The following is a 16,255-nucleotide window of genomic DNA, read 5'->3' as shown; positions in this document are numbered from 1 at the left end:
CCGTGCTGCGGAGAAGGAATCTGCTCGCCCCGTCGGCCGCGCTCGCCCTGCTCCTGACCGCGTCGGCGGGCGCGGGCCCGGCGGCGGCTTCGACGGACCCGACCGTGGTCGCCGCTACCGCGCCCGCCGTCCCGGCCGCCGCCTCGGCCGCCGTCCCGGCCGCCGGTGGCTTCGGGGCTCCCGGCCCGTACGCCACGGCGGTGGAGGTCGGGGCGGTCACCACCCTGTACTACCCGCGCGACATCGCCGACAGCGACCGCCGCCACCCGGTGATCGTGTGGGGCAACGGCACCGGCGGCGTCCCCCTCGTCTACCGGGACCTGATGCTCCACTGGGCCGGTCAGGGCTTCGTCGTCGCAGCAGCGAACACCCCCATGTCCAACCTCGGGATCTCCATGCGGGCGAGCATCGACATGCTGACCGGCAGGAACGCCGACCCTGCGAGCGTCTTCTTCGACCGCGTCGACCTGGAGCACATCGGCGCGTCGGGGCACTCGCAGGGCGGCGCGGCCGCCATCGTCGTCGGCTCGGACCCCCGCGTCGACACCGTCCTGCCGATCCAGCCCGGCCCGCTGGCGAACATCGACGCGGTGCGCGTGCCCGCGCTGCTGCTGGCCGGTCAGAAGGACAGCATCGTCTTCCCCGCCCTGGTCAAGGCCTTCTACAACGCCGCCGACCACATTCCGGCCCTCTACGGCGAGGTGCGCGGGGCCGACCACTTCACGGTCGTCGGCGATCCGGGCCCGTTCGCGGCACCGACCACCGCATGGTTCCGCGCCCACCTCATGGGCGACCGGACGGCGGGCGCCCAGTTCTTCGGGCCCGGCTGCGGCATCTGCACCGACACCGCCACCTGGTCCGACGTCCGCCGCAACGGCCCGGCCCTCGGCGTCCCCGCCGCCACCCCGTAACCCGTCCCCGGCCGATCACGGGCGCCGTGGCGGGCGGCGTCCCGGTCCCCCTGTCCGCCGCTTTCCCGGTCGTCCCCCGCGGCCGGGAAGGCGGCACTTCTCGTGAAAGGACCGATATGGACATCATCGCGACGACGCTCCAGGGAAAGGTGCGGGGCCGCGTCGAGGAGGGCATCGCCTCCTACCGGGGCATCCCGTACGCCGCCGCGCCCTTCGGGGGCCACCGGTTCCGCGCCCCGGCGCCCGTCGAACCCTGGGACGGGATACGCGACGCGCTGGAGTTCGGGCCGACCGCACCGCAACGCCCTTACCGGCCGCCCCTGGACCGGCTGATTCCCGACGTGGACATCCCCGGTGAGGAGTGCCTCAACCTCAACGTCTGGGCTCCGGGGACCGCCGGCGAACCGCGGCCCGTGCTGGTGTGGATCCACGGAGGGTCCCTGCGGAACGGCTCCGCCGCCCTGCCCCTGTACGACGGCCGGGCCTTCGCGCGCGACGGCGTGGTCCTGGTCTCGATCAACTACCGGCTCGGGGTGGAGGGGTTCGGCGTCTTCCCCGACGCACCCGACAACCGGGGCCTGCTGGACCAGATCGCCGCGCTGACCTGGGTGCGGGACAACATCGCCGGATTCGGCGGGGACCCGGGGCGCGTCACGGTGTGCGGCGAGTCCGCCGGAGCCATCAGCATCGCCGCCCTGCTGACCAGCCCGCGCGCGGCCGGTCTGTTCCACCGGGCGATCCTGCAGAGCGGCCCGCCGCACACCGTGACGCGCGACAAGGGCGCCAGGACCGTGCGGGCGATGGCGAAGGCGCTGCGGGTGCCCGCCACGGCGGAGGGGTTCGCCGGGGTGGACCACGTACGACTCCTGGACCTCCAGGACGAGTTGGTCGGCGGGGCCGATCCGGTCGGCGGCGGGCCGGGCTTCCACATCGTGGTCGACGACGATGTCGTGCCGGCCGATCCGCCGCCTCCCTCGGTCGATCTGCTGCTGGGGTGCAACCGGGAGGAGTACCGGTTGTGGTTCGTGCCGAACGGAGCGCTGGACCGCGTCAACCGGCTCACGCTGCGGCTGGCCCTGCTGAAGTTCAGGGTCCCCGGCCGGGTGGCACGGCTGTACCGGGCCGGCCGGCCGGACGCGAAGCCGGGGGTGATCCTCGGGGAGATGGCCACCGACCTGCTGCTGCGAGGACCGCTCAACCGGCTCGCGGACTCCCGGCTCGCAGACCCCCGGCTCGCAGACCCCCGGTCCGGCGACTTTCGGCTCGCCGACTCCCGGCCCGGCGGCTCCAGGCCTGTCGACCCTCTGCCCGGCGGCTCCCGGCCCGCCCGGACGTATCTCTACGAGTTCGCCTGGCGCTCACCGGTCCTGGGGCTGGGCGCCTGTCACGCGCTGGAGATCGGTTTCGTCTTCGACAACCTCCGGCACGGTGAGGCGCTGGCCGGCCCCGACGCCCCTCAGCCGCTGGCCGACGTGATGCACCGGGCCTGGATCGGCTTCGCCACCTCGGGCGACCCCGGCTGGACCGCCTGGGACGCTCGCAGGCCGGTCAGGGTCTTCGACCATCCCGGCACGTCCACGGTCCTCGCGCCGCGGCAGGAGGAGCTGCGGGCCTGGCTGTAGTGCCTTCCCCGTCAGGTCAGGTCCCTGGCGACGAGCGCCGCCTGCAACAGCCGCGCGTCGGCGGGCACGGCCGGGTCAAGCCCGGTCAGCGTCGTCACCCGGTGCAGCCGGTAATCCAGCGTGTTGCGGTGGACGCACAGCTCCGAGGCGCTCCGGCTGCGGTTGTGTCCGTGGTCGACGAACACCCGCAGTGTCTCCAGCAGGTACGGATGCTGCTCCAGCGGGTCGAGCTTGGCCGCCAGCCGCAGCAGTGCGTCACCCGGGCGGGCGAGCTGGTACTCCAGGAGCACGTCGTCGAGCCGGTACAGCCCGGGCGGGCGGCCCAGCCGCTGGACCAGTTCGCGTACGCGGCCCGCCTCCTGGGCCGCCGCGGGAACGGCGGCCGGCCCCGCGGCCGGGGCCGCGGCCGCGACCACCCGGTGCCCGACGTCCTTCGCCAGCGCATCACGCAGGCCGGACAGGTCACAACCGCCCGGCAGCAGGGCGATCCCGGCGACGTGGTCCATCAGCACCGGGACGCCCGTGTGGGCCTCCAGCGACGACTGCACCAGCCGGGGCGGCGGATTCGGCTCGAAGGACAGGGCGACCACCTCGTGTCCGCCGGCCACCGAGACCCCCGCCGCCTCCGCCAGTTCCTCGTACGGCCGACCGGCGAGCAACGCGGTCAGCAGTGCGCGCCGTACCCGCTTGTCCTCGCTGCGGATGTCCTCCTGGGCGTTGCGGTGAGCGAGCACGACGGCGGGCATCGCTGCGTGCAGGCAGGCCAGCAGCTTGGCTCCGGCGCCGGTCAGCTCCTCGGGCTCCGCCGTCTCGGCCAGCACCTGCCACCACACCTCGGCGCCCACGAGATAGGCGGCGATCACCGCCTCCAGGGGCACGCGCTCCTCCGCCCGGCGGGCCGACCACTCGATGAGCCGGGTCAGGTCGCCGGGGGCCATCACACCGTCCTGGCGCAGGGCGCGCAGCAGCAGTTCGAGCACGGCGGTGATCGACAGGGTCACCTCGCCGTCCAGCGTGCGGCGCGGCAACTCCCCGTAGAAGGGGACCTCCGCCGCGCAGCGAGCGACCACGGCGGCGGTGAAGTCACCACCGCGAGCAGCCATCCGTGCGTGTAGGCCGGGCATCGGCGTATCGTCACATCGCCCAAACGCTTCCGTCAATCACTCACCGAACTCCCCCGACAGGGACCTGCGTCGTGGATCGGGCGGGCGTGACCGTCCGGGTCCGGGACCGCGTCTCGCGCCGTCTCCGGAAAGAGCCGCCCGTGGACCGCGGCGGGCGGGAGGGCGGAACGGCTCGTCCAGGAAAGGGTTCGGGGAGTTGGAGAGCAGGACTATCGGGGCAGCGGGGCTTGCCGTGGGTGCGGTCGGTCTCGGCTGCATGCCGATGAGCTGGGGTTACAGCGCGTCGCAGCAGCTCGGAGACCGTTCGGTGCGGACGGTGCACGCTGCGCTGGACGCGGGCGTCCGGCTGCTCGACACCGCGGACATGTACGGCCCGTTCACCAACGAGCTGCTGGTGGGGCGGGCGCTGAAGGGGCGCCGCCGGGAGGCGTTCGTCTCCACCAAGTGCGGGCTGCTGGTGGGCGATCAGCACATCGTCGCCAACGGCCGGCCGGGGTATGTCCGGCGGGCCTGTGACGCCTCGCTGCGGCGGCTCCAGACCGATGTGATCGACCTGTACCAACTGCACCGGGCCGACCCCGAGGTGCCGGTGGAGGAGACCTGGGGTGCGATGGCGGAGCTGGTGACCGCGGGCAAGGTGCGCTCGCTCGGGCTGTGCGCGGTGGGGGCGCGGGCCCCGCGCCGGTCGGGTGCGGGACCGCATGAGGGAACGATCCGGCAGTTGGAGCGGATCCAGCAGGTCTTCCCCGTGAGCGCCGTCGAGGCGGAGCTGTCGGTGTGGTCGCGCGAGGCGCTGGCGGAGCTGCTGCCGTGGTGCGTGGCGCGCGGGGTCGGGCTGCTGGCCGCGATGCCGCTGGGCAGCGGCTATCTGACCGGGACGCTGAAGCCGGGCCAGGGTTTCGAGCCGGAGGATCTACGGGCCAGGCATCCGCGGTTCACGGCGGAGGTGATGGCGGCGAACCAGCCGGTGGTGGCCGGCCTGCGGCGGGTCGCGGAGCGGCGCGGGGCGACCGTGGCCCAGGTGGCGCTGGCGTGGGTGCTGCGCCAGGGTCCGCATGTGGTGCCGGTCCCGGGGGCGAAGCGGGAGCGCTGGGCGGTGGAGAACGCCGGGGCGGCGCGGGTGGTCCTGGACGACCGGGACCTGGCGGAGATCGACGGCCTGCCCGCCGCCCGCGAGTCGTGGGACTGAGTGTCGCGGGAGCGGGGTGGTCAGGGGGGCGCCGTCCGGCGCCCGGCGGGAGAATGGGCGCATCGGGAACTCCTGGGCCGGTCGCGGTGTAGGAACAAGGTGTAGGAGCAGGTAGTCGGGCAACCGTCGAAAGGATCGGTTCCGTGCGTGGTGCTCTGTTCGGACCTGTGCAGTCCCCGGCGATGCGCAGGGGGGTGGTGGCCGTGCTGGCGTCGGCCGCACTGCTGCTGACCGCCGGGTGTTCCGGCGACGGGGACGGGGGGCCGTCCGGGCAGCCCGCCGGTTCCCCGAGCGCCTCGGGGGGCTCCGCTCCCCCGGCCTCCCCGAGCCGGTCGGCCGGTCTACCGCCGGCGAAGGGCTCGGCGAAGGTGGTCTCGACGCTGACCGAGGGCCTGAAGTCGCCCTGGGGCCTGGCCGCGCTGCCGGGCGGTGACCTGCTGGTCTCCTCGCGCGACGAGGGAACGGTCCACCGGATCGACGGCGAGAGCGGGAAGCAGACGCTGCTCGGCTCGGTGCCCGGGGTGTCCCCGGCGGGCGAGGGCGGGCTGCTCGGGCTCGCCGTCTCCTCCACGTTCGGCGCGGACCAGTTGGTGTACGCCTACTTCACCACCACGTCCGACAACCGGATCGTCCGCATGAGTTACGACGAGAGGCGTCCGGCGGGACAGCAGCTGGGGGCCCCGGACACCATCCTGCGGGGCATCCCCAAGGGCAGCATCCACAACGGGGGCCGGATCGCCTTCGGCCCGGACAAGATGCTGTACGCGGGCACCGGCGAGACCGGGGACACCGGGCTGGCCCAGGACAAGGAGTCGCTGGCGGGGAAGATCCTGCGGATGACCCCGGACGGGGAGCCGGTGCACGGCAACCCGGAGGCGGACTCGGTGGTGTATTCGTACGGGCACCGCAATGTGCAGGGGCTCGCCTGGGACGAGGACAAGCGGCTGTGGGCCGCCGAGTTCGGCCAGAACACCTGGGACGAGCTGAATCTGATCGAGCCCGGCGGGAACTACGGCTGGCCCGAGGTCGAGGGCCGGGAGGGCGAGGACGGGTTCATCGACCCGGTGGCCCAGTGGAAGACCTCCGAGGCCTCCCCCAGCGGGATCGCGTACGCGGAGGGCTCGATCTGGATGGCCGGGCTGCGCGGCGAGCGGCTCTGGCGCATTCCGCTGTCCGGCGAGAAGGCGGAGGAACCTTATGCCGACCCCCAGTCGTTCCTGGAGGAGAAGCACGGCCGCCTGCGCACCGTGGTGAGTGCGGGGGGCGACCGTCTGTGGCTGGTCACCAGCAACACGGACGGACGGGGTACGCGGAAGCCCGGGGACGACAGGATCCTCCAGGTGGAAGTGGGTTAGCCGTCCGCCCGCGCGGCACGTCGGAGGGAGCACGGCCGGTGTTCAATTTCTTCGAGGAGCTCTTCGCCCCGGGGCGCAAGCACACCTCGGACGAGCAGAGGCGGCTGGAGCTGAGCCGGGTGGATCTCGGCATCGGCGATCCGGACCGGGGGCCGATAGACCTGACCTCCGGGAAGGTGACCGTCCGTGCCCCGACCCCGGGAACCGCTCCCGGCACGGCCCCGGACGGTGCCGCCGGGCCCCCGAGCAACCGCATGCTTCCGGCCGCGCCCGAGCAGGACGCCGTCCTGGACCGGCCGAGACCCGGGAAGCCGGTGAGCGGGCCCGAGCGGCGCGCGGACGAGGAGCCCGGGACGTAAGGGACGTGACCAGGGCCTACGCGGCCGGGTAGAGGCGGAGGCGGTGGGCGAGGGCGGCCGCCTCGCCGCGGCTGGAGACGCCGAGCTTGGCCAGGATGTTGGAGACGTGCACGCTCGCGGTCTTCGGCGAGATGAACAGCTCCTCGGCGATCCTGCGGTTGGTGTGCCCGGCCGCGACCAGCCGGTGCACGTCCTGCTCGCGCGGGGTCAGCCCGAAGGACGCCACGGCGGCGATGGCGGGGTCCTGTCCGTCGGCCGCCGCGAACTCGGGGCTCCCTCCGGCGGATACGGCGGTCAGGACGGCCGGGTGGATCCCGGCGTCGGGGCCGGGTGCCGTGCCGGAGCCGTCCAGGGTGATGCGGGCGCGGGCCGCCAGCTGTTCGACGGCCTCGGCGAGCGGGCGGGCGCCGAGCCGGTGGGCGGCCTCGTGGGCGCGGTGCAGCAGGGTCGTGGCGGTGGACCGGTCGCCGGGGGCGATGAGCAGGGACTCCGCCCAGCGGCGGTGGATCTGGGCCAGTTCGTAGGGGCGGCTCAGCGGCCCGAAGGCCTCGGCGGCGCGCGCCCAGTGACCGGGGGTGTCCGTGCCGTCCGCGCGGGCCAGCTCCGCGTCGATGAGGACGCCGTGGGCCGCCCACACGGGGACGAGCATCGGGAGGTTCTTCACGCACCGGCGGATCAGCGCGAGCAGCTCCGGGCGGTCCGGTTCGGCGGCGGGCAGCCCGCGGGCGTCCGCCTCGATCATGGCGGCGGTCTGGAGGAGCGGCAGGGCGTAGCGCTGGGTGCCGGGCGGGAAGCCGTGCCGGGCCAGTTCCCCGAACGCGTCCCGCGCCTCGGCGAGCCTGCCCTGGGCCGCGGCCAGGAGCATGGTGTGCCGGACGGGGGCGATCAGGTGCTGGGGCTGCGGATCGCGCTGGCCGAAGTGCTTGCGGGTCAGAGCGAGCAGCTCCTCGGCCTCGGCGAAGTCCCCTCGGGCGAAGGCCAGTTCGGTATGGCGGAGGCTGGCGAGGCCCTTCGCCCTGGGGCCCAGCGCCAGGCGGGCGGCGGACGCGGCGGCGGCCTCGCTCTGGGGCCAGTGTCCGAGGGAGAACAGGGACTGCGACTGGTTGGCGTACACCCAGGCCCCGGAGTCGGCCAGGCCGTGGCTGTGGCAGATCTCGATGCCGTGGTCGGCGGCGGCGACGGCCTCCAGCGAGCGGCCCATCGCTTCGAGCGAGGAGGGCAGGTTGACGCTGACCCGGCCCAGCAGGTTCATCAGGTGCAGCTTCTCGGCACGGTCCCGGACCGCGTACATCTCGGCGAGGCCGTCCTCCACGCCGCCCGCGTCGGCGGTGAGCCAGCCCCGGGTGAGGCGGGCGTGCAGTTCGATGTACTCGTCGCCGACGAGCCGGGCGTACTCCACCGCGCGGTCGCTGTCGGCGAGCGCCTGCGGGCCCGGCTGGTGCAGCGCGCGCCAACTGGCCACGTTGGTCAGGACGTCGGCCTGCACCGGGGACGGCGGCAGCCCGCGCACCAGTTCCTGTGCGGTGGCCAGCTCCTCCCAGCCGTCCCCCTTGTCCAGCCCCTGCACCAGCCGGCTGCGCTGCACCCAGAACCAGGCCTCGCGCAGCGGGTCGGCCTCGGACGCCAGGACCCGCATCGCCTTCTTGGAGATGGCCAGGGCGCGTTTGCGGTCGCCGCCGAAGTGGGCGGCGACGGTGGCCTCGGCCATCACGTCCAGGTAACGCAGCGGGGCGTTCTCCGGGTCGCAGCCGGAGGCCGGGTAGACCTCCGCGTAGTCGAAGGGGCGCAGGGTGGCGAGCACCGCGTCGGGGACGTCGTCCCAGAGCTCCATCGCCCGCTCCAGCAGCTTCAGTTGCTCGGAGTAGGCGTAGCGGCGGCGGGCCTCGACGGCGGCCCTGAGCACGGCGGGCAGGGCCTTGGCGGCGTCGTGCGCGGCATACCAGTAGCTGGCGAGGCGGGTGGCGCGTTCGTCGTCCCGGACGAGGGAGGGGTCGGCCTCCAGGGCTTCGGCGTACCGGCGGTTGAGGCGGGTGCGTTCGCCGGGCAGCAGGTCGTCGCTGACGGCCTCGCGGACCAGGGAGTGCCGGAAGCGGTAGCCGTCGTCGTCGGGCGCGGGTCGCAGCAGGTTGGCGCCGACGGCGGCGCGCAGGGCCTCGTCGAGGTCGGACTCGGCGAGTTGGGCGACGGTGGCCAGCAGTTCGTGTTCGACGAAGGAGCCGCCCTCGGCGACCAGCCGGGCGATCCGCTGGGCGTGCTCGGGGAGCGCCTCCACACGGACGAGCAGGAGGTCGCGGAGCGATTCGGTCAGGCCGGAGCTGTCGCCGCAGCACTCCAGGGAGCGGGCCAGCTCCTCGACGAAGAAGGCGTTGCCGTCGGAGCGGTCGAAGATCTCGTCGACGAGCGCGGCCTCGGGGGGCTCGGCGAGGATGCCGGCGAGCTGGCGGCCGACCTCGTCGTGGCTGAACCGGTCGAGTTCGACGCGGGTGACGGTGCGCAGCCGGTCCAGCTCGGCGAGGAGCGGGCGCAGCGGGTGGCGGCGGTGGATGTCGTCGGCGCGGTAGGTGCCGACGACCATGAGGCGGCCGCTGCCGAGGGTGCGGAAGAGGTAGGCGAGCAGGTGCCGGGTGGAGGCGTCCGCCCAGTGCAGGTCCTCCAGGACGAGGACGACCACGCGTTCGGCGGAGATCCGCTCCAGCAGCCGTACGGTGAGTTCGAAGAGGCGGGCGATGCTGTGCTCGTCGGTCGCGTCCCGGTGGACCTCGCCCAGTTCGGGCAGGAGCCGGGCCAGTTCGCCCTCCTGGCCGGCGCAGGCGGCGGCCATCTCCTCGGGCAGGGCCCGGCGCAGGGCGCGCAGGGCGGTGGGGAAGGGGGCGAACGGCAGTCCGTCGGCCCCGATCTCGACGCAGGACCCGACGGCGACGACGGCGTCGCGCCGTTCGGCCGCCGTGACGAACCGCTCGACCAGGCGGGTCTTGCCGACGCCGGCCTCGCCGCCGATCAGCAGCGCCTGCGGGTCGCCGGACGCGGCCCGCGCGAGCGCCTCGGTGAGCGCGGCGAACTCCTCGGCGCGCCCGATGAACACGGGGCTGACTGACCTGGTCTCCACGCTGCCGAGCATCGCATACGCGTACGAGGCCGCGGGAGGCTTTTCGCGGAGGGTGATCATGCTCCCGGCGCGGTCCGGGCCCGCCGCGCCCGATCCGGAGGGGGCGTCGGCGGGACCGGTGACCGGTGCGGTGGTGCTGCCGGCCCCGGACACCGTCAGGCGGCCGGGGCGAAGCGGGTGCGGTCGCCCTCCACCACCTTCCCCTCGGGATCACCGTGTCCGGAGCGGCGGGCGGCCCGGCGGACGAGGCGGGCCCGGCCGAGCTCGCGCTCGGCGTCGGCCCGGCGGATCAGCTCGGCGGAGGTGGTGCGGTAGAGCTCGTACTCGTACATGGGGTGCCCCTGGTTCCTGGTCGTGGCAGCGGACCGGCGGGGTGACCGGCCGGTCGGCCGGGGCCCTGTGTTCGCTGTGTGTCCACTGTCGTCGGCCAGGAGGGGGCGGCGCATCGGGCGAGTTCCGCATCTTCGCGGCGGTGGGGGCCTTAGACCCCGCCCCCGGGTGTCCGAGGGGTGGGCAGGGGCCTTAGGGAGTGTCCGGCGGATCATGACCGGGCCTGCCGGACACCCCCCGGCCCCGTGCCGTACGGGGCGGTGAGCAGGGGGGTCAGCCGCCGGCCGGGGCGCCCGCGGTGGGCAGGGAGACGAGGAGGTCGAAGTACATGCCCGCGGAGATCAGCACGCCGATGACGCCGAGGGCGACTCCGGCCAGGGCGACCGCGCGGACCCAGGTGGGCTGCGGAAGCTCGGAGGGGACGCCGAATGCGGGGCGGACCAGGACGAAGACGCCGACGAGCAGGGCCAGGACGGCGAAGACGCCGTTGACCAGCGCGGTGGTGTGCCAGGCGTCCCCGTAGATCTCGGAGATCTGCTGGGCCGCGCTGCCGCCGCCGGAGGTCTGGATCTGGCCGATGAGCGTCTCGCGCTCGGCGGCGACCCTGCCCGTCCACGCACCGGTCAGGGCGACGATGCCGAGGGCGGCGGAGACGACGGCCGCCGCGCCCGCGCCGACGCCGTGCCGGGCCTCGTCGAAGGGGTCGGGCTCCAGGGCGTCGTCATCGTCCTCGTCTTCCGACTGCCCGGCGAGGTCGTCGGGGGCCGCCGTCCCGGAGTGCGCGGCATCGGTCGGCGTACCGGTGGCGCTCTCCGTCGCGGAGTCCGTCACCGGGTCCTTCGCGGGGTTCTTCACCAGGGAGTCCTTGGCGGTCGCCTCCTCCGTGACGGCGTCGGCGGTGCCTTCGGCGGGGTCGGTCGTCCCGGCGGGCGGGGTGGTGGTGGACGGGTTCGTCGTCTTGGAGGGGGTGGTGTTCATTCGCCGCACGCTAGGGGGCCCGGATGAGAGCCCGCTTAACGCCGGGGCCGCGCGGGGGGCTCGTCAGGGCGGGACGGGGCTCAGTGCCCCGCGCGGGCCCGCCATTCCGGGGCGAGGACCGACCAGATCTCGGTGTCGTGGCGTACGCCCCGGTGGAGGTAGTTCTGCCGCATCACCCCGTCCCGGGCCATGCCGAGCCGCTGAGCCACCGCGATCGACCTGGTGTTCGCGGCGGAGGCGACCCACTCCACGCGGTGCATGCCGCGTACGTGCACCGCCCAGTCGATCAGGCGCTCGGCGGCGCGGGTGATCAGTCCGCGGCCCTGGGCGGCGGGCTCCAGCCACACGCCGATCTCGCAGTTGCCCGACTGCGCGTCGAAGATCCGGAAGAGGACGCCGCCGACGAGGAGGACGCCGTCCAGCCGGATGCCGTACAGCCGCCCGGTGTCCGCCGCCTGCTTCTCCGCGTACCGCTGGAGCAGGGCACGCGCCGAGTCCAGGTCGGTGACGGACGCGGCGAGCGGGATCCAGGCGTCGACCAGCTCCCGGGCCCGGTCCATGTGGGCGAGGAGCTCCTCGGCCTGCCAGACCTCCAGCGGGCACAGCTCCGCCCCGTCGTCACCCAGGGATATGGCGAACATCGTGCTCCTTCTCGGCGGGGCGGCCCGTCACCGGTTCATCGCCCTCTTCCGCACCCGTACCGCGTGTCTCCGGGATCTTCGCACGGAGCGGTACGCAGTCGGGCGGCTCGATGCTGATCCTGGGCAGCCGCTTCTCCAGCCAGTCCGGCAGCCACCAGTTCGCCCCGCCGAGCATGTGCATCAGGGCGGGCACCAGCAGGGTGCGCAGGACGAAGGCGTCCAGGGCGACGGCGGTGGCCAGCGCGATGCCGAACATGGCGATGACCCGGTCGCCGCTGAGCACGAAGGCGAGGAAGACGGAGATCATGATCACGGCGGCGGAGTTGATGACCCGGCCGGTCTCGGCGAGGCCGACCCGTACGGCCCGCCGGTTGTCGCCGGTCTCCAGCCACTCCTCGTACATCCGGCCGACCAGGAAGACCTGGTAGTCCATGGAGAGGCCGAAGAGGACCGAGACCATGATCACGGGGAGGAAGGGTTCGATGGGTCCGGCGCTGCCGAGGCCGAGCAGCTCGCTCCCCCACCCCCACTGGAAGACGGCCACGACGACGCCGAAGGACGAGGCGACGGCGGCCACGTTCATCACGGCGGCCTTGAGCGGGATGCCGATGGAGCGGAACGCCAGGAGGAGGAGCAGACAGCCGAGTGAGATGACGACCCCGACGAAGAGCGGCAGCTTCCCGACGATGATCTCCGCGAAGTCGTCGTAGCTCGCCGTCACCCCGCCGACGTGGGCCTCCAGCGAGGTGTTGTCCCGGACCGGCGGCAGCACCTCGTCCCGGATCCGGTCGACCAGCTCGCTGGTGTCCTGCGACTGGGGGGACGAGGCGGGGACGACGGTGAGGAAGGCGGTATCGCCGGCGCTGTTGTACGTGACCGGGCTGACGGACGCGACGCCCTCGGTGGTGCGCAGTTCCCCGGGCAGCGAGTCCAGTGCGAGCCGGTCGTCCGCGCCGTCGAGCTGGGCGGCGATGGTGAGGGGGCCGTTGACGCCGGGCCCGAAGCCGTCGGCGATCAGGTCGTACGCCTGCCGGGTGGTGGCGGTGGCCGGGTTGTTGCCCTGGTCGGAGGTGCCCAGGTGGAGGCCGAGGGCGGGCAGGGCGAGCACCAGCATGACGACGGCCGCGATGCCCCCGAGCAGCTTGGGGTGCCGTTCCACGAAGGCGGACCAGCGGGCGGCGAAGCCGGTGGGCAGTTCGGGCCGCGGCCCGTGTTCGGCGAGCTGCCGCCTCTCGCGGCGGCTGAGCGCCCGCGTCCCGATGAGGGAGAGCAGGGCGGGCAGCAGGGTGACCGAGGCCAGCACGGTGAGGACGACGGTGAGCGAGGCGGCGATGGCGACGCCGTTGAGGAAGCCGAGCCGCAGGATCAGCATGCCGAGCAGGGCGATGCAGACGGTGGCTCCGGCGAAGACGACGGCACGCCCGGTCGTCGTGACGGCGTTCCGCGCCGCTTCGGCGACGGACATCCCGCGCCGGAGGCCTCTGCGGTGCCGGGTGACGATGAAGAGGGCGTAGTCGATGCCCACGCCGAGGCCGATGAGCATGCCGAGCATCGGGGCGAAGTCCGCCACGGTCATCGCATGGCCGAGGAGCACGATGCCCGCGTAGGCGGTGCCCACGGAGACCAGGGCGGTGGCGATGGGCAGCAGGCTGGCGGCGAGCGAGCCGAAGGCGAGGAAGAGCACGACGGCCGCGACGACGACGCCGACGCCCTCGGCGAGGTGGACGGAGGGTGCTTCGGTGAGGGCGACGGCGGTGCCGCCCAGCTCGACCTGGAGCCCGTCGGCCTCGGCCCCCTTCGCGGTGTCGACGAGGGCGCGGGCCTGGGAGGCGGGGATCTCGTCGACGGGGTGGTCGAAGGTGACCGTGGCGTACGCGGTGTGGCCGTCCTCGCTGATCTGGCCGGGGCCGGTGCCTCCGTAGGGGCCGGTGACCGCGCCGACGCCCGGCAGCTCCTCGATCGCGTGGAGCGTCCGGGTCATGGTCTGCTCGACGTCGGCGGCCCGGACCGTGGAGCCGGTGGTGTGCCAGACGACGGTGTCGGTGTCGCCGCCGAGGTCGGTGAAACCGCGGGAGAGCAGTTCGGTGGCGCGGCCGGACTCGGTGCCGGGGACCTCGTAGTCGTTGGAGTACGCGGAACCCGCGAAGCCCGCCGCGGCGGCTGTCCCGCCGAGAGCGGCGAGCCAGATGAGGACGGCGACGAGGCGGTGCCTGATGCACCAGCGAGCGATGGCAGCCAACGGATGAGCTCCCTGTGGGTGTATGAACATTTACCCACAGATGACGTTATCTGCCCGTAAACGCCTCACGACCTTGCGAACGCCACTCTGTCAGCAGAAGGTGATCTTTTGTCCGTTTCGTGGCCATGGTCACAGGGCTTGATCTGTTCCCCGCACGCGACAGACCAGGCCCTGTGCCCCGGGTCCGGCCGGGTCAGCCGGAGACGCTGGCGCGGCCGTTCTCGATGTGGCCCATGAGCCGCCGCCGGAAGCCGTCCTCCCCGTCGACGGTGACGGCGAGGTCGTACCAGCCGTGGGCGTCGGCCGCCGAGTGCACGAGCGCCCGGCTGCGGCCCGGCCTGACCATGACGCGGCGGGTCCAGTCCCGTACGTCGTCCTCGTCGACGTAGCCGAGCGGCCGCACCAGGAAGGTCAGGGTCCGGCGGCCGGTGTTGCGCAGGGTGAGGTGCAGGTCGCGGTCGCGGTGGTCGATGCGGGAGGCGACCTCGGCTCCCCCGTCGGCCGGCCCGGCGAACTCGCGCCGGAAGCCGTTCGGCCCGGTGACCGTGAAGCGGTACGCCTCCCCGGTCAGCGGGACGTTCCAGTGCGCGGTGTCGGGGACGTCCTTGTGCTGCGGGGCCGGGAACTCACCGGCGTACGGGTACAGCGCGAAGTGCGCCGAGGACCGGCCCGTGTTGGCGAGCTCCACGCGCAGGGTGCCGCCCGACCGCCTCGCCCGGGCGTCCGGCTGGTACGGCAGGGGGCGCGCCGGGCGTGCGCCCGGCTCCTGCTCGGGGAGGTGCTGGACCGCGGGCGGTTTCGGCTGCCAGCGCCCGCTCAGCGGCGGTATCGCCGCCGGCTGCTCGACGGCGGGCTGCCGGCGGGCCCGGGTGAAGTCGAAGGCGGACGTCAGGTCGCCGGTGACCCGCCGCCGCCAGTCGCTGATGTTGGGTTCCCGCACACCGGTCCAGCGCTCCAGGAAGCGGATGACGGAGGTGTGGTCGAAGACCTCGGAGCAGACGTACCCGCCGACGGTCCACGGCGAGACGACCAGCAGCGGCACCCGGATCCCGAGGCCGGTGGGCCGGCCCTCCCACTGCTCGTCGGCGACCTCGGGGGGTGCGACGGGCGGCGGGACGTGGTCGAAGAAGCCGTCGTTCTCGTCGTAGTTGATGAGCACGGCGGTGTGCCGCCACACGTCGGGGTGCTTGCCGAGCGCGTCGAGGATCTTGTAGACGACGGTGGCGCTGTGCACCGGCGAGGAGGTGCTCGGGTGCTCGGAGTCGATCGCCGAGGGGACCAGGTAGGAGACCGCGGGGAGCGTTCCGGCCGCCACGTCCTTGGCGAACTCGTCCGCCAGCGCCCCGGTCGGAACCCGGCGCAGCCCCCGCTCGAACAGGCTGCGCTCACGCCGGTCGAGGGTGGCGACACCCTCCTCCAGCAGTCCGAGGAGCCGGGTGCGCTCGGTCTCGGACGCGCCCCGGACCTTCGCGTAGAAGGCTTCCATGTAGGTGTGCCCGCCGGTCCTGGCCAGCGCCTTGCGGGCGATCGCCTTGAAGGTGGCGTAGAACTCGATCTGGTTGTCGGTGAAGTTCTCCCACTCGGTGTACGTGCGCCAGCTGCGCCCGGCCTTCTCCAGCCGCTCGGCGTAGGTGGACCAGTCGTAGCCGGGGTGGGTCCCCTCGTTGTACGCGTCGTTGCCGACGGCCCGCTTCCCGTTCGGCTCGAAGCCGGTCTTCCCGCTCCAGAGGTGGTTGCGGTTGGGACTGGTGGAGGTGTGGATCGAGGAGTGGTAGGCGTCGCAGACGGTGAAGGTGTCGGCCAGCTCGTAGTGGAGCGGGATGTCGCGGCGGTCGTAGTACGCCATCGTCGCCGCGGTCTTCGCGCTGATCCAGCCGTTCATCCAGCCGCCGCCCCAGGCCTTCGCGCCGCCGTTCCAGGAGTGGTCGAGGGCGCCGATGTACTGGAGGTCCTTCTTCTGCGCCTCGGCCGCCCCGCGCACCGGGAAGGGCAGCACGGTGGAGCCGGCCGCGGCGGGCTGTTCGAACACCGTTGTGCCGGTGGGCAGCTCGATGGCGTTGCGGTCGCCGAAGCCGCGCACGCCGCGCAGGGTGCCGAAGTAGTGGTCGAAGGAACGGTTCTCCTGCATCAGGATCACCACATGCTTGACGGAGCCGAGGCCTCCTCCCCCGCCGGACCCCGCGTGGGCGGGCTGCGCGGCGATGGCGGCCTGGAGCGACGGCGGCAGGAACGATCCGGCCGCAGCGGCGCCGAGCGCGCCGCCGCCCAGCGCGAAGAGCCGTCGCCGTGACATGTCCGTGGTCAAAAGAGCCTCCTGGTTCCGGTGGTTACAGCCGGGAAGCTAGTCAGCCCAGGTGGCATCGGGAAGGACTGCGCACGGACCGGTGGTGAACGTCCAAGA

Annotated in this window: 12 protein-coding genes; 5 read left to right on the top strand and 7 right to left on the bottom strand. The window is 73.4% G+C overall.

What is annotated here, in order from left to right; translation table 11 throughout:
* Window positions 1–2: 2 nt before the first annotated feature.
* A complete protein-coding gene (locus AB0F29_RS12420) occupies window positions 3–911 on the top strand; it encodes an acetylxylan esterase (protein WP_361870661.1) in 909 nt (302 codons plus the stop codon).
* Between the two features lie 116 nt (window positions 912–1,027).
* Window positions 1,028–2,533, top strand: coding sequence for a carboxylesterase family protein (locus AB0F29_RS12415; RefSeq protein ID WP_361870658.1), 1,506 nt, complete (start codon window positions 1,028–1,030; stop codon window positions 2,531–2,533).
* Between the two features lie 11 nt (window positions 2,534–2,544).
* Here the strand turns inward: AB0F29_RS12415 and AB0F29_RS12410 are convergent, their stop codons facing one another.
* Window positions 2,545–3,657, bottom strand: coding sequence for a helix-turn-helix domain-containing protein (locus AB0F29_RS12410; RefSeq protein ID WP_361870655.1), 1,113 nt, complete (start codon window positions 3,655–3,657; stop codon window positions 2,545–2,547).
* 232 nt (window positions 3,658–3,889) lie between these two features.
* Between AB0F29_RS12410 and AB0F29_RS12405 the strand changes: the two genes are divergently transcribed.
* From AB0F29_RS12405 to AB0F29_RS12395, 3 genes are all read left to right on the top strand, one after another.
* Window positions 3,890–4,846, top strand: a complete 957-nt coding sequence (locus AB0F29_RS12405) for an aldo/keto reductase (protein WP_361871137.1) — start codon at window positions 3,890–3,892, stop codon at window positions 4,844–4,846.
* A gap of 143 nt (window positions 4,847–4,989) precedes the next feature.
* Window positions 4,990–6,201 carry a PQQ-dependent sugar dehydrogenase gene (locus AB0F29_RS12400; RefSeq protein ID WP_361870652.1) on the top strand — a complete coding sequence of 404 codons (1,212 nt, stop codon included), beginning with the start codon at window positions 4,990–4,992 and terminating at the stop codon, window positions 6,199–6,201.
* Window positions 6,202–6,239: 38 nt separating this feature from the next.
* A complete protein-coding gene (locus AB0F29_RS12395) occupies window positions 6,240–6,560 on the top strand; it encodes a DUF6191 domain-containing protein (protein ID WP_361870649.1) in 321 nt (106 codons plus the stop codon).
* Between the two features lie 16 nt (window positions 6,561–6,576).
* On the opposite strand, the gene AB0F29_RS12390 is transcribed toward AB0F29_RS12395, so the two are convergent.
* The 6 genes from AB0F29_RS12390 to AB0F29_RS12365 form a co-directional block, all read right to left on the bottom strand.
* Window positions 6,577–9,726: an AAA family ATPase gene (locus AB0F29_RS12390; protein WP_361870646.1), complete on the bottom strand. Its 3,150-nt coding sequence runs from the start codon at window positions 9,724–9,726 to the stop codon at window positions 6,577–6,579.
* A 95-nt stretch (window positions 9,727–9,821) separates the two neighbouring features.
* The gene (locus tag AB0F29_RS12385) at window positions 9,822–9,998 is read right to left on the bottom strand and encodes a hypothetical protein (protein ID WP_361870643.1); all 177 of its coding nucleotides are present in this window, start codon (window positions 9,996–9,998) and stop codon (window positions 9,822–9,824) included.
* A 271-nt stretch (window positions 9,999–10,269) separates the two neighbouring features.
* The gene (locus AB0F29_RS12380; protein ID WP_361870641.1) at window positions 10,270–10,974 is read right to left on the bottom strand and encodes a hypothetical protein; all 705 of its coding nucleotides are present in this window, start codon (window positions 10,972–10,974) and stop codon (window positions 10,270–10,272) included.
* A gap of 80 nt (window positions 10,975–11,054) precedes the next feature.
* The gene (locus AB0F29_RS12375; RefSeq protein WP_361870639.1) at window positions 11,055–11,615 is read right to left on the bottom strand and encodes a GNAT family protein; all 561 of its coding nucleotides are present in this window, start codon (window positions 11,613–11,615) and stop codon (window positions 11,055–11,057) included.
* Entirely contained in the window at window positions 11,593–13,854 is a 2,262-nt protein-coding gene (locus AB0F29_RS12370; RefSeq protein ID WP_361870637.1) for an MMPL family transporter, read from the bottom strand. Before AB0F29_RS12370 ends, AB0F29_RS12375 begins: the two co-directional genes overlap by 23 nt.
* A 193-nt stretch (window positions 13,855–14,047) precedes the next feature.
* Window positions 14,048–16,159, bottom strand: a complete 2,112-nt coding sequence (locus AB0F29_RS12365) for a phosphocholine-specific phospholipase C (protein ID WP_361870635.1) — start codon at window positions 16,157–16,159, stop codon at window positions 14,048–14,050.
* Window positions 16,160–16,255 lie beyond the last annotated feature (96 nt).

It is taken from the genome of Streptomyces sp. NPDC026589, assembly GCF_040638385.1.
Lineage (GTDB): Bacteria > Actinomycetota > Actinomycetes > Streptomycetales > Streptomycetaceae > Streptomyces.
The sequence above is the reverse complement of the archived record's forward strand: the minus strand, read 5'-3'. Positions and strand labels throughout refer to the sequence as shown.